Source organism: Nocardia canadensis (genome assembly GCF_032656385.1).
In the GTDB taxonomy this organism is placed as follows: domain Bacteria; phylum Actinomycetota; class Actinomycetes; order Mycobacteriales; family Mycobacteriaceae; genus Nocardia; species Nocardia canadensis.
The window spans coordinates 1,029,198-1,041,710 of record NZ_JAVCWB010000008.1; the positions used below are offsets into that span (position 1 = coordinate 1,029,198).

Sequence of the window (12,513 nt, forward strand, 5' to 3'; positions counted from 1 at the left end):
AGGTCTTGCGGGGTCAGCGCGCGATACCCAGCGACAAGGCGGCGAAGGCTTTCGGGGCGCCCGGCTGGTAGAAGCGATCGAGTTCGACGGTCTCGAATCCGGCGTCGGTGAGCAAGGCGGGGATGTCGCGCACGAGGTGGCAGCCGCCGGCGATCCGCTGCTGGATCGGGTCGAGCCGGTGCTGCCAGGCCCGCACCGAGGCATCGGGGGCGAGCCCGTGCTCGACGAAGTGCAGTGTGCCGCCGGGTTTGAGCACCCGGCGGATCTCGGCCAGCGCGGCGCCGACGTCGGGAATCGTGCACAGCGTGAAGGTCGAGAGCGCGGTATCGAAGGTGGCGTCCGGGAACGGCAGTGCCTGTCCGTCCAGTCCGGCCCGCTCGATCGGCACCCGGCTCGCCGCCACCCGCTTCGCCGCGATCTTCCACGCGGTGTCGGCGGGTTCCACCCCGCTGACGCGCTCCACCGCCGCCGGATAGAACCCGACATTGGTCCCCGACCCGAATCCGACTTCGAGCACGGTCCCGTGCAGACCCGCGCAGGTGCGCCTGCGCAGAGGATCGTTGTTGGCCACCCCGCACACCGTGTCGACGATGTGCGGCAGGATCCGCTCGCTGTAGAAGCCCATGCCTCGATCATCCCCCGCTGTCCGGCCGCGCGCCGCCGAACGCACGACCGCCGGGTCCCGGCGGCCGTGCGGGGTCCCTACTTGCCGGGGAACGGCGCGGTGATCGTGGTGAAGTACTGGATCGCGGCCCCGATCGCGACGGGCGCGGTCACCAGCAACTGACCCGCCACCGTGCCGAGCGCACCGACCGCGAGTACGCCGCCGAGGCACCCTACGGCGGCCGCGGGCAGGAACGGACCGAACAGCCCGATGATGGTCGCCGCGGCCACCGTCGCGCCGACGACCCCGCCGAGGACACAGCCCACGGCGGCACCGCCGAGACCACCGATCAGGGTGCCGACCGCGGCGCCGGTGGAGATGGTCGTGGTCATGCGCGCCCACGCGGCCTGTTCGCGGTCGTATTCGGACTTCCACGGCGCCTTGTCCTCGAACGGCAGCGCGACGGGCCGGTAGACCGCCTTGTCCATGGTCAGCTCCGGCGTCAGGGTCGCGGTGCGGCCGTCGATGTGCGCGGCGATCGGGAAGACGAAGTCGTCGACGGCGAAGTGCAGCGGGGTCGCGGCGACGACGGTGCCCGTGTCGGTCCTGGCGGTCAACGTGCCGTTCTCGACGGTGAGGGTGCCGGAATCGATCGCGATGATCGAGGCCGAATCGGTGGCGTGGGCGGTGAATCCGAGCGGTGCGGGGTCGGCGCGCTCCGCGTGCGCGGTGCCGCTCGCGGCGAGCACCGTGAGTGCGGCGGCGGCCAGGGTCTTGCTCATCATGGTGTTCCTCGTTCTTCAGTGCAGGGGTGCCGCGGTGACGGCGCGGACGTGGTCTTCGCTGACACCGGGCGCGCATTCGCGCAGCACCAGCCCGCAGGGTTCGATGTCGACGACGGCGAGTTCGGTGATCACCCGGTGCACGACGCCGACGCCGGTGAGCGGCAGGGTGCAGCGCGGCACGAGCTTCGACGCACCCGACTTGTCGGTGTGGGTCATCAGCACGATCACCCGGCGGGCACCGTGGACCAGGTCCATCGCGCCGCCCATGCCCTTCACCATCTGTCCAGGCACCATCCAGTTGGCGAGGTCGCCGGTGGCCGAGACCTGCATGCCGCCCAGGACGGCGGTGTCGATGTGGCCGCCGCGGATCATGCCGAAGCTCAGCGCGGAGTCGAAGAAGGCGGCGCCGTCGGTGACGGTGACCGTCTCCTTGCCCGCGTTGATCAGGTCGGCGTCGATATCGTCGGCGTGCGGGTAGGGGCCGGTGCCGAGGATGCCGTTCTCCGAGTGCAATGTCACCGCCACACCGGCGGGGAGCTGGTTCGGGATCAGCGTGGGCAGGCCGATACCCAGGTTGACGTACTCGCCGGGTCGCAGTTCGCGGGCGGCGCGGGCGGCCATCTGGGTCCGCGTCCACCCGGCGGTCACGGTCGGGTTCACGAGACGGTCCGCCTTTCGATCGGTTTGGTCTGCGGGCCGGTGTGCACGATGCGGTCGACGAAGACCCCGGGCAGGTGCACCTGCGCCGGATCGAGCGTGCCGGCGGGGACGAGGTTCTCGACCTGGGCGATGCATACCTTCCCCGCCATCGCGGCGAGCGGGTTGAAGTTGCGGGCCGCCTTGTTGAACACCAGATTTCCCGCGGTGTCCCCGACCAGGGCGTGCACCAGGGCGTAGTCGGCGGTGATCGATTCCTCGAGCACGAATCGGCGCCCGGCGAAGGTCCGGACCTCCTTGCGCGGCGAGGCGACCGCCACCGAGCCGTCGGGGTGATACCGCCACGGCAGTCCACCCTCCGACAGTGGCGTGCCTACCCCCGCGGCGGTGAAGAAGGCCGGAATCCCGGTTCCGCCCGCCCGCAGTTTCTCCGCCAGCGTGCCCTGGGGCGTCAGTTCGACTTCGAGTTCCCCGGCCAGATACTGGCGCGCGAACTCGGCGTTCTCGCCCACATAGGACGCGGTGACCCGGCGGATACGCTTCTGCGCCAGCAGGATTCCCAGGCCGTGCGCGTCGGTGCCGCAGTTGTTGGAGAAGATCTCCAGGTCGGCGGCATTGCCCGCCGCCAGCGCGTGGATCAGTGCGTCGGGGATGCCGCACACTCCGAATCCGCCGACGGCCAGCGAGGCGCCGGAGCCGATATCGGCGACCGCCTCGGCGGCAGTGGCGAACACCGTCGTCATCGGGCGAGCTCCGCGCTCTCGGTCATGGCGAGCAGGTCGTCGAGCAGTTCCTGCGCGCGCGGCCACGGACCGTAGCCCGCCGCCGGATTCAGGTGCCCGACGTCGCCGAGGTCGACCAGGCTGCTGCCCCACGCCTCGGCCATCCCGGCGACCCGGCGGCTGGTGGCCAGGGGGTCGGTGCTGCTCGCGGCGACGATGGTCGGGAACGGCAGCCGACGGCGCGGCACCGGGGTCCAGCCGTGCGCGGCGAGGTCGGCGGCGCTGGGATACCCGGGTGGCAGCGGTGTTTCGAAGTCGGGCGGTGTCGCCAGCAGCGCGCCGCGCACGGCCCGGGTGGACTGCTGGGCCCAGTGCACGGTGATCATCACGCCCGCGCTGTGCGCGACCAGCACGACGGGCCCCTCGATGTCGGCGAGGACGGCGTCCAGGACGGCGATCCGCGCGGGCAGGCTGAGTCCGTCGCGTTCCAGCGGCGGCACGACGGCCACCTTGTCCAGGGTCGCGGCCAGCAGGCTCTGCCAGTGGTCGGCGACGTGATCACGCAGGCCGGGCACGATCACGACGGTCGGGGTGGGAAGGGAATTCATCGGTGCGGTCATCCTTTTCGACGAGATTCAGTGCGGGGCCGCGGCGTGCACCGCGGCGAGTGCGCGCAGCCCCCGGGGGTAGACGCGCCTGCCAAGGAGCAGGGCGGCGACGGCGAGTACCGACACCACCGGTGTCACGCGCAGCGCGTCCCACAGGCCGAGGTGGTCGGCGAGCACCCCGACGACGAACGGACCGAGGGCCAGGCCGAGCAGACTGTTGGCCAGGGTGAGGGTGCCGAACGCCGAGGCGCGTACGGAGGCATGGGTGAGATTGGCGACCATCGCCACGGTCGGGCCCGCCGAGCCGCCGGAGAAGAACGCGCCGATGCCGAGCAGAACCAGTTGCGGCACACCGGTGTCCAGGCCGAAACCGAGCCCGAGACTGACGAGCGAGATCAGGCAGAACACGATCGCGGTGAGCCATTTGCGGCTCATATCGGCGCGACCGACCCGGTCGGTGATCACCCCGCACACCACCATGCCGGTGCCGACAAGGGTCACGATGACCGCCGCCAGTCCCGCCGCCCGATCGGGCGCCAGCCCGTAGTAGCGGTTGAAGAAGCTCGGCATCCACGACAGCAGCACAGCGGCGGTGAACATCTGCAGGCCGCTGCCGACGTACGCGCACAGCACCGCCGGGTTGGTGAACAGGGTCGAAATGGGGGCGCGGTAGGCGATCTCGGGTGCGGGATCGGTGGTGTGGCGGGCGGKGCGCTCCTCGGTGACCACCGACCGGAACGCCACCGCCAGCACCAGCCCGAAGATCGCCATGGTCGCGAACGACCACCGCCAGCCCAGGTGCACCGCGATGACGCCGCCCGCGGCGACCCCGAACACCGAGCCGAACGAGCCGCCCGCCATGAACGCCCCGCTCAGCGCCGCATGCCTGCGCGCGGCGAACACGCTGAGCACCAGCGCGATACCGACGCTGCCGTAGGCGGCCTCGCCGACGCCGACGAAGAAGCGGGCGGCCAGCATCTGCGGGTAGTTGTCGGCGAGCGCGCACACCAGGGTCGCCGCGCTCCACACCAGGGCCATCAGCACCAGGCTCTTGACCCGGCCCCACCGGTCGGCCAGCACCGACAGCGGGAGCGTGAGCAGTCCGACCATCAGGGCGACGACGCTGCTCAACGACGCCAGCTGCGAATCCGACAGCGCCCATTCGGCTTTCAGGAACGGGAAGACCGCGCTCAGCACCTGGCGCGACATGTAGTCGGCCAGTAGCAGGCCGAAGGCCAGCGCGAACACCAGCCACGGATAGGTTCGGGAGACGGACGGTGTTCGATGCGGCGCCGCGACGGCGGTCGTGGTGTGGTCCATGGGTGCTCCTGCGAACCGGTGGACGTCGTCGCTGACGTCCACCGGGTTGTCGAGACCGGGGAGGCTGATTCCCCGGGAAGGGGTCAGGCGTGGTGGGTGAACCCGACCTGGCCCGGCTTGCGGTTCGGGGCGAACCCGATCTTGGCCAGCGTCTCGTCGGCGTCGGCGTAGCGCTCGTCGAGCTTGTAGATCTCGCGCGCTTCCTTGCCGGTGGCGACTTCGCGACCGAGTTCACCGGCGATCCGGACCAGCTGCCGGATCTGCTGGACGGAGGTCATCTTCTCGCCCTTGCGGCCCCACAAGGTGTCCTCGTTGCCGCAGCGGGCGTGCAGGCCCATCGCGATGGCCATCGTGTTCACCGGCAAGACACTGCGCATCAGCGTCTCCAGGGTGAGCACGGCCCCGTCGGGGGTGCGGCGGATGAACTCCATCATGTTGTAGGGGTTGGGGCCGTCGAAGCCGCCGCCGATGCCGACCCAGGTCAGCATGAGCGGGCCGGTGTAGACGCCGCGCCGGATCAGCCGCTCGACGGTCTCCAGCTGCGGGATGCTCGACAGCTGGAAGTGCGGTTGGATGCCGTTGGCCTGCAAGCGCTTCAGATGCTCGGCGACCCAGCTCGGGCCCGCGGGCACGTACATCTCCCGGTAGGCCTCGTACACCTCGGGCCGTTCGAAGGAGGTGCCCGCGATGTCGTCCTCGGTCATCAGCTCGACGATGTTCATCTGGCTGGTGTTGATCGCGATGGTGACCTGGTCGGGCTTGGGGTCGAGTTCGGCCAGCATGTGCCGGGCGTCGTCGGGCAGCCACAGCGCGTCGGCGCCCTCACCTTCGGGCGAGAACGAGATCGACCCGCCCACCTGCAGGATCATGTCCGGCACGGCCTCGCGCAGGCGGCCGAGCAGTTCGTTGAACTTCGACAGGCGCTTGGAGCCCTTGCCGTCGAGTTCCCGCACGTGGATGTGCAGCACGGTGGCGCCGGCCTCGTAGCAGTCGACGGCCTGCTGGACGTGTTCGTCCATCGTCAGCGGAAGGTCTTCGCGGAAATCATCGAGTTCCCATTCCGGGCCGTACGGCGCGGCGGTGATGACCAGCTTCTCCTGGTTCTCGGGGAACAATGCGTCGTCGTGAAAATGCATGGGGGTACTCCGATCGGAATTGCGCGGATGAAAAGGAAAAGGGAGTTAGGCGTCAGAAGGGACGGTCGCCGACGATGCCCGCCCGCTCCATCTTGCGGACCGCGGGCCAGTAGTCCTGGACGGCGTAGTGCTGGGTGGACCGGTTGTCCCAGATCGCGAAGCTGTTCTCGGTCCAGCGCCAGCGGACCTGATATTCCGGAATGCTCGCCTGGCGCATCAGATAGTTCAGCAATTCACTCGCGCCGGGCGCGTAATCGGCGCCGAATCGCACATTTTCCGGCGTATGGAAATTCACCAGATGAGTGGTGAAGGAATTGACGAACAGGATCTCCTCACCGGTTTCCGGGTGAATACGCACCACCGGATGTTCGGCGTCGGGGAATCGGTCGTGCAGTGCGAGCCGGTCCTCATCGAGCATGGCCGCACCGAAACTCGCCTCGATGCTGTGCCGGGCCCGCAGATGCGCGATCCGCGAGCGCACCGACTGCGGCAGCCGCCGGTAGGCCTCGACCATGTTCACCCAGATAGTGTCGCCGCCGACCGGCGGCGTCTCCACACATCGCAGTACGGCACCCATCGGCGGATTCACCCGCCAGGTGGCATCGCAGTGGTAGGCGTTCTCGTAGTGCTCGGGTCGGCTGTCGAGGTCCTTGTAGATGCGGACCAGGCCCGGATGATCGGGGTCGCCCGCGGCGACCGGGTGATCCTCGAGCGGGCCGAAACGTTCGGCGAGCGCGACGTGTTCGGCCCGGGTGATGTCCTGGTCACGGACGAACAGCACCTTGTGGCGCAGCAGCAGGGTGCGCAGTTCGGCGAACAGGGCGTCGTCGGCGGCGACCTCGGCGAGGTTCACCCCGTGCAGTTCGGCACCGATGGTCGCGGTCAGCGGCACCGCGTGCAGGGCGGTACGGACGGTCATGGCTGGTTCCTTTCCGGTGGACGCGTCAGAGCGTGAACACCGACGCGCCGACGCTGCGGCCGGCTTCGAGGTCGCGGTGGGCCCGCACGGCGTCGGCGAGCTCGTAGCGCTGGTTGATCTCGACGCGCAGGCGGCCCGCGGTGAGGTGGTCGAAGAGTTCGCCGGCGAGTTCGGCGCGTTCGGCCGGGTCGGCGATGTAGTCGGCCAGGGCGGGCCGGGTGACGAACAGCGAGCCCTTCACGGCGAGCTGCATCGCCTCGATCGGCGGCACCGGGCCCGACGCGGTGCCGAAGCACACCAGCAGGCCACGCCGGGCCAGCGAGTCCAGCGAGGACTGGTAGGTGGTCTTGCCGATGCTGTCGTAGACCACGGGAACGCCCGCGCCGTCGGTGATCTCGCGCACCCGGGTCGCGACGTCTTCCCTGGTGTAGATCACCACGTGCGCGCAGCCGTTGGCGCGGGCGACGGCCGCCTTCTCCTCGCTGGAGACGGTGCCGATCACCTGGACGCCGAGCAGCGTGGCCCACTGGGTGAACAGCTGGCCGACTCCGCCCGCAGCGGCGTGCAGCAGGACGGTGTCGCCCGCCCGCAACGGATGGATCCGCCGCAGCAGGTAGGCCGTGGTGAGCCCGCGCATGGTGGTGGCGGCCGCGGTGTCGAAGGCGATGCCGTCGGGCAGCGCGATCAGGTGCTCGGCGGGCATGACCCGGGCGGTGCTGTAGGCGCCGAGCGGGCTGCCGGTGTAGGTGACCCGGTCCCCCGGCGCGAACCCGGCGACTCCGGGGCCGACCGCCTCGATGACGCCGGCGGCCTCGACCCCGAGTCCGGCGGGCAGGGCGGCGGGGTACAGCCCGGTGCGGAAGTAGGTGTCGGCGAAGTTGAGTCCCACCGCCTCGTGGCGGAGCCGGACCTCGCCGGGCCCCGGATCGCCGACCTCGGTGGTCTCCCACCGCATGACGTCGGGGCCGCCGATCTCGGCGAAACGAATTGCGTGTGCCACTGCATCTCCTTCGGTGTGATGGACATAACAGTAGGGACGCCCGGCTCTCAATGCTTATCCTGACGGGACAGAAAACTATTCATCTCGGGACTTGGAGGAGGTGGTCCGGTGAAGCCGTTGTCCCGGTACGCGTCGTTGAACGACTACGTCGAACTGGCGCGATCGCTCGGGCTGGAGCCCGCGCGGCTGATCCGCGACTGCGGCCTCGACCCGGCCGGTTTCGGCACCCAGGATCGCTGGGTGCCGGCCGAGGCCGTGGCCGAACTGCTGGAACGCTCGGCCGCCGAATCCGGTCGGGAAGACTTCGGCCTGCGGTTGGCGCAGCTGCGGCGCTTCGCCAACCTCGGCCCGCTGAGCCTGGTCATCCGCGAGGAGCCCGATGTGCGCAGCGCGCTGCGGCTGCTCTCGCGCCACGAGCACATGTACAACGAGGCGCTGCACACCGAGATCATCGAGGCCAACGGCGTAGCCACGCTGCGGGTCTCGGTCGATGTAGGCAGGCAGGTGCCCGTGCGCCAAGCCGTCGAGCTCACGACCGGGGTGTTGCACGGACTGCTGCGCGGCTTCGCCGGGCCCACGTGGCGGCCGATACAGGTCTGCTTTTCCCACCCCGCGCCGCGCGATCGCGCCACCTACGTCAAGATGTTCGGTCCGCACGTGGAGTTCGATCAGGATTTCGACGGAATCCTCACCTACAGCACCGATCTCGACGCCCCGAACGCCATGGCCGATCCGCTGCTGCGCACCTACACCCAGCAGCTGGTGGGCACGCTGACCCCGACGCGGGAGGCCACCGTCACCGACCGGGTCCGCGAACTCGTGGAACTGCTGCTACCGACGGGACGCTGCACCGTCGATCAGGTGGCCCGCAGTCTGGGTGTCGACCGGCGCACCGTGCACCGCAGGCTCGCCCAGGACGACACCACGTTCACCGCGATCGTCGACGAGACCCGCGCCGCGCTGGCCGAACGCCTGGTCACCACCCGCCGCCACTCCCTCACCGCAGTCGCCGACCTGCTCGGCTTCTCCTCGGTGAGCAACTTCTCGCGCTGGTTCCGCGGCCACTACGGCACCAGCCCCCGGCAGTGGCGCGAGCAACGCCCACGCCACTGACCGGCCGCGCTCAGGCCAGGCGACGGTCGAACACCTGGGTGCCGACACCGGAGGCGGCATCGACGGTGACCACGCGCAGCGTCACCTTCTCGGGGCTCAGGTCCATCACCATGAAGCCCAGTTCGTGCTGGGTCTCGTAGAGCGCGGGATGCGCGGAATCCTTGGGCGTCGCCGGACGACCGGCGGCCGTCTTGCCCGCCGCGCCCGAGACGATCTGGCGGGTGCCCTTCGACGCGGCGGTCGGTTCGAGCACCTGGAGAGTGTGGTCGTGCCCGGACAGCAGGAACGAGACCTTGCCCAGCACATGGTCTTCGAAGAATCGCTTGGCGTGCACGCCGTTGATCGGCTCGATCGGCAGACCCTCGTAGTTGCCCGCGTCGCCGTGTGGTCCGTTGCTGAGGTAGGGGTGGTGGGTGCAGGCGATCTTCCACGGCGCGGTCGATTCCGCGAGCGCCCGGTCCAGCCAGGCACGCTGCTCGTTCATGTACTGACCGTCCACCGACCAGTACGGGTCGAGCAGCGGCGGGATGTAGGCCGCGAGCGGGTTGACGTCGAGCACGAAGAACTCCACCACCGGGTTCTCCTCGGGCACCCGCACCGAGTAATAGCGGCTCGGCATCCACCAGCGACGCGATCTGGCGTGGTATTCGACCTCGTGGTTGCCGCGCAGCAGCCAGCCGCCGTCGCCGGGGAACACCGCGGAGGTGTCGTGGTTGCCCAGGACCATGGCCCACGGAAAGTCCAGTCCCGCATTGGGATCCTCGAACTTCGTGGCGAATTGCACGTCGTCGGGTCCGTCGGGACCGGACTCGTAGATGTTGTCGCCGAGGCCGACCGCCATCGTGAACGGTTCGCGCGCGTGGAAGGCGCGGGCCGCGTCGGCGACCGCCCACTGGGTGCGGCTGCCGGTGCCCGCGTCGCCGGTGATCAGGATCCGGGCGGTGCGCCCGGCGCCCGGCGCGAACTTGGGCACCTCGGCCGGGACCGCCGCCGCGGGCGTGAGCCCGACGAGGGTGATGCCGGCGACGACGCCCGCGGCGCCGGCCAGAACTTCGCGTCGGCCGATACCGGCCGGGGTGGAGCCCGGGATGGAGTGCGACACGTGGATGCTCACCTTCTGGTCTGGGATCGCTGGAAACTTACACCGCGCACATCGACTGGATGACGCCGCGCACGATCGGTGCGCCGTAGTCGGTCGGCGCGAAGGCCAGCTTCTGCACGATCGACAGGGGCGTGAGGACCGCGTCGGCGACCCCCGCGTACCCGGCGAGGGAGGTGCCGGCCGAGAACAGCAGGCTGGTGATGTCGAGGGTCAGGGTGGCCAGGTCGAAGGCGTTCTCCACCTGCACCTGGGCCAGCGGCACGGTGTCGAGGGCCGTGCCCGCGGCGACGTCGGCGCCGAGGTTGGCCAGGAAGGTCAGCGGACCCAGGTCGAGGGCTTCCACCAGCGGCCCGAGCTCGTCGGAACGGCGCATCAGCATCACCTCGGCCACCCGATTGCTCGCCAGGAACACCTGCAGGTCCGCGGCGGCCTGGTCGACCGCGGTCTTGTCGACCTGTACGGCGCCGCTGGTCAGGAATGTTCGCGAGCGTTCGACGACAGCCGCGATGGTCAGGTCGGCGATCGGAGTACAGGTGCCGTCGGCGGTCATGACCAGGGCGGCCAGGTCCTCGATCGGTCGCGGTACGTCGACGGGTTCGATCGCGACCGAGGCCGGGTCCAGCGGCGGGTAGACGTTCGGGGCCACGCAGCCCGCGTCGATCGAATTCTGTACCGCCCGGGCCAGGGCCTTGGTGCCGGTGAAGGCGGCGCCGACGATCGGTTTCAGGAAGATCCCCACTGTGGGGACCATCCCGGCGGCGAGCTTGGCCGGGATCTTCACGATGCCGGTCGCGAGGATGAACACTTCGATCGCGTCGTCGACGGTCAGCTGCGAGACCGACATCGTCTGGTCGATCCGGCCGGTGCGCACCGCGTCGAGTCCGTTGACCAGGTAGGTGACGATCGGGTCGTCGAGCTCGGCGAGTCGGGTGCCCACCCGCTCCGGCCGCATCGGCAGCCCGTCCCGATGTACTCGCACAGCGGCGATTTCGGCACGGAATCCGGCGACCTGCTGGTCGTAGGCGGCCAGCTGCGCGGGTCCGACCATGCCGCGCAGGACCGACGCGGCCGCGGTGACCACATCGTCGAATGTCGGCGCGCCCGTGGTGCACAGCGCCGCCGCGTCACCGATCGGGGTAGCCGCGAGGGTGTCCTCGGTGCTCGCCCGTGCGGTGCCGGGCGCGAGCAGAATGCCGGCGGCCACGGTGAGCGCGGTGAGGGAACCGACGCAGGGCGCGGTGACGCGGGACAGGGACAGAGGCATGCGCTGTGATCTCCGGCTGGGCGGGCGCTCGGCGCACCGCCGAGGGCATCGGGTGAGGGTGCGACACGAACCTAGGCCGCACAGTTTCCGAAACAGTGCTGTTTACATGAACAATCAGCCAACTTGGACAAACGTTCAGTTAATCTGCACTCACCAAAAAGGGCGTTCGCCACGATGTAGCGGCCCGAGTGCAGGCCATCGTGAGGGCGAGCCCGCGTGGCCGCCGAGCATAGGCGAGCCTGGTCGCGGAGGTGGTCGCCGAACCGGCACGCTCGCGGTCGTGGCCGTCGTCGACATCCGAGGACAACCTGGGTTGCCCGATGGATACTGGGTCGATGCCCGACCGGTTGTCCCCCCTGGTGCTCAGCACCGAGAGCGTCTCCCCCAGGGAGGCTTTCGACTTCTGGCGCGACAGCGTGTGCGCGATGTATTTCCGTATGCAGGTCGACCCGATGACCACCGCCGACTACCACGCGCGCATCGAGTACGCCACTTTGGAGAACGCCGTCGGCCTGTCCCGTGTCCGCGCCGACGCGCAGCGGGCGCGCCGTCGCCACGTCGACCTGAGCGCCGACACCGAGGACTGTGTGCTGGGCGTGATCACCCTCGACGGGAGCGCCGTGCTCGAACAGGACGGCCGCACCGTCGCAGCCGAGCCCGGCACTCTGGTTTTCCTCGACAGCACCCGCCCCTATTCCGCGACCTGGACCTCCACCTTCGAGGAACTGGTCGTGCAGGTACCGACGCGGCGGATCTCGGTCGCCGACACCCGCTCGCTCACCGCCAGGGCCTACGGGCCCGGCACCGTCGCCCCGACTGTCATCTCCTGCTTCACCGCCCTGTTCGACCTCGTCGCCGCCGATCCGGCGCAGGCGGCGCCGCTGGTCCCGCACGCGCTCGGACTGTTCGGTGCCGCCGTGGCGACCGCGGCCCGCCGCAAGAGCGAGCCCGAGGAGATCACCGCGGTGCTGCGGCAGCAGGTCTTCGACTTCCTGCGCGCCAACGCCTGCGATCCCGAACTCAGCGCCGACACGGTCGCCTCGGCGTGCGGGGTCTCACGGCGCACGCTCTACCGCCTCGTCGGTGGCGGCGGGATCGCCCACCACATCAAGGTGATCCGCATCGATCGCGCCAAGAAACTGCTGCAGCGCGAGCGGTACCAGTCGATGGGCGCGATCGCCGCCGCCTGCGGATTCGGCAGCGAATCCGGATTCCATCGCGCGTTCCGGGAGACGGTCGGCGCGACACCGGCCGACTACCGGCAGATGGTGCGGCCCTAGCGA

General features: G+C 69.8%; 13 protein-coding genes. 2 read left to right on the forward strand and 11 right to left on the reverse strand.

All coding sequences use genetic code 11. The features are described from left to right. Positions 1-13 precede the first annotated feature (13 nt). The 9 genes from Q7X29_RS18510 to Q7X29_RS18550 form a co-directional block, all read right to left on the reverse strand. Positions 14-625: a class I SAM-dependent methyltransferase gene (locus tag Q7X29_RS18510; protein ID WP_316574841.1), complete on the reverse strand. Its 612-nt coding sequence runs from the start codon at positions 623-625 to the stop codon at positions 14-16. Between the two features lie 77 nt (positions 626-702). Continuing rightward, positions 703-1,386: a hypothetical protein gene (locus Q7X29_RS18515; protein ID WP_394358702.1), complete on the reverse strand. Its 684-nt coding sequence runs from the start codon at positions 1,384-1,386 to the stop codon at positions 703-705. Between the two features lie 18 nt (positions 1,387-1,404). Continuing rightward, complete coding sequence (locus Q7X29_RS18520) at positions 1,405-2,049, reverse strand: 3-oxoacid CoA-transferase subunit B (RefSeq protein ID WP_308248597.1); 645 nt, start codon at positions 2,047-2,049, stop codon at positions 1,405-1,407. After that, positions 2,046-2,789: a CoA transferase subunit A gene (locus Q7X29_RS18525; protein WP_316574843.1), complete on the reverse strand. Its 744-nt coding sequence runs from the start codon at positions 2,787-2,789 to the stop codon at positions 2,046-2,048. Before Q7X29_RS18525 ends, Q7X29_RS18520 begins: the two co-directional genes overlap by 4 nt. Beyond that, entirely contained in the window at positions 2,786-3,376 is a 591-nt protein-coding gene (locus Q7X29_RS18530) for an RBBP9/YdeN family alpha/beta hydrolase (RefSeq protein ID WP_394358703.1), read from the reverse strand. The genes Q7X29_RS18525 and Q7X29_RS18530 overlap by 4 nt, the downstream gene beginning before the upstream one ends. Before the next feature lie 27 nt (positions 3,377-3,403). After that, positions 3,404-4,696: an MFS transporter gene (locus Q7X29_RS18535; RefSeq protein WP_316574845.1), complete on the reverse strand. Its 1,293-nt coding sequence runs from the start codon at positions 4,694-4,696 to the stop codon at positions 3,404-3,406. Between the two features lie 83 nt (positions 4,697-4,779). After that, the gene (locus tag Q7X29_RS18540; protein ID WP_218720279.1) at positions 4,780-5,832 is read right to left on the reverse strand and encodes a BKACE family enzyme; all 1,053 of its coding nucleotides are present in this window, start codon (positions 5,830-5,832) and stop codon (positions 4,780-4,782) included. 52 nt (positions 5,833-5,884) lie between these two features. Next, positions 5,885-6,751, reverse strand: a complete 867-nt coding sequence (locus Q7X29_RS18545; RefSeq protein ID WP_316574846.1) for a TauD/TfdA dioxygenase family protein — start codon at positions 6,749-6,751, stop codon at positions 5,885-5,887. 25 nt (positions 6,752-6,776) lie between these two features. Further along, positions 6,777-7,751, reverse strand: coding sequence for a quinone oxidoreductase family protein (locus tag Q7X29_RS18550; RefSeq protein WP_218720282.1), 975 nt, complete (start codon positions 7,749-7,751; stop codon positions 6,777-6,779). Positions 7,752-7,859: 108 nt separating this feature from the next. Here Q7X29_RS18550 and Q7X29_RS18555 point away from each other — a divergent pair, with 108 nt between their 5' ends. Continuing rightward, positions 7,860-8,864 carry an AraC family transcriptional regulator gene (locus tag Q7X29_RS18555; protein WP_316574847.1) on the forward strand — a complete coding sequence of 335 codons (1,005 nt, stop codon included), beginning with the start codon at positions 7,860-7,862 and terminating at the stop codon, positions 8,862-8,864. Positions 8,865-8,874: 10 nt separating this feature from the next. Here Q7X29_RS18555 and Q7X29_RS18560 read toward each other — a convergent pair whose 3' ends face one another. Together Q7X29_RS18560 and Q7X29_RS18565 are read right to left on the reverse strand one after the other, a co-directional pair. Continuing rightward, positions 8,875-9,966, reverse strand: coding sequence for a metallophosphoesterase (locus Q7X29_RS18560; protein ID WP_316574848.1), 1,092 nt, complete (start codon positions 9,964-9,966; stop codon positions 8,875-8,877). A gap of 37 nt (positions 9,967-10,003) precedes the next feature. Further along, on the reverse strand, positions 10,004-11,230 hold the full coding sequence (locus Q7X29_RS18565; RefSeq protein ID WP_255588266.1) for a hypothetical protein: 1,227 nt from the start codon (positions 11,228-11,230) through the stop codon (positions 10,004-10,006). Between the two features lie 335 nt (positions 11,231-11,565). On the opposite strand from Q7X29_RS18565, the gene Q7X29_RS18570 reads away from it, so the two are divergent. Further along, complete coding sequence (locus tag Q7X29_RS18570) at positions 11,566-12,510, forward strand: AraC family transcriptional regulator (protein WP_316574849.1); 945 nt, start codon at positions 11,566-11,568, stop codon at positions 12,508-12,510. Positions 12,511-12,513 lie beyond the last annotated feature (3 nt).

Bases quoted from the DNA above. Each gene is read 5' to 3' on its own strand.
- Q7X29_RS18515 (WP_394358702.1), bottom strand. From the start codon at position 1,386: ATGAGCAAGACCCTGGCCGCCGCCGCACTCACGGTGCTCGCCGCGAGC.
- Q7X29_RS18570 (WP_316574849.1), top strand. From the start codon at position 11,566: ATGCCCGACCGGTTGTCCCCCCTGGTGCTCAGCACCGAGAGCGTCTCC.
- Q7X29_RS18530 (WP_394358703.1), bottom strand. From the start codon at position 3,376: ATGAATTCCCTTCCCACCCCGACCGTCGTGATCGTGCCCGGCCTGCGT.
- Q7X29_RS18545 (WP_316574846.1), bottom strand. From the start codon at position 6,751: ATGACCGTCCGTACCGCCCTGCACGCGGTGCCGCTGACCGCGACCATC.
- Q7X29_RS18540 (WP_218720279.1), bottom strand. From the start codon at position 5,832: ATGCATTTTCACGACGACGCATTGTTCCCCGAGAACCAGGAGAAGCTG.
- Q7X29_RS18525 (WP_316574843.1), bottom strand. From the start codon at position 2,789: ATGACGACGGTGTTCGCCACTGCCGCCGAGGCGGTCGCCGATATCGGC.
- Q7X29_RS18510 (WP_316574841.1), bottom strand. From the start codon at position 625: ATGGGCTTCTACAGCGAGCGGATCCTGCCGCACATCGTCGACACGGTG.
- Q7X29_RS18565 (WP_255588266.1), bottom strand. From the start codon at position 11,230: ATGCCTCTGTCCCTGTCCCGCGTCACCGCGCCCTGCGTCGGTTCCCTC.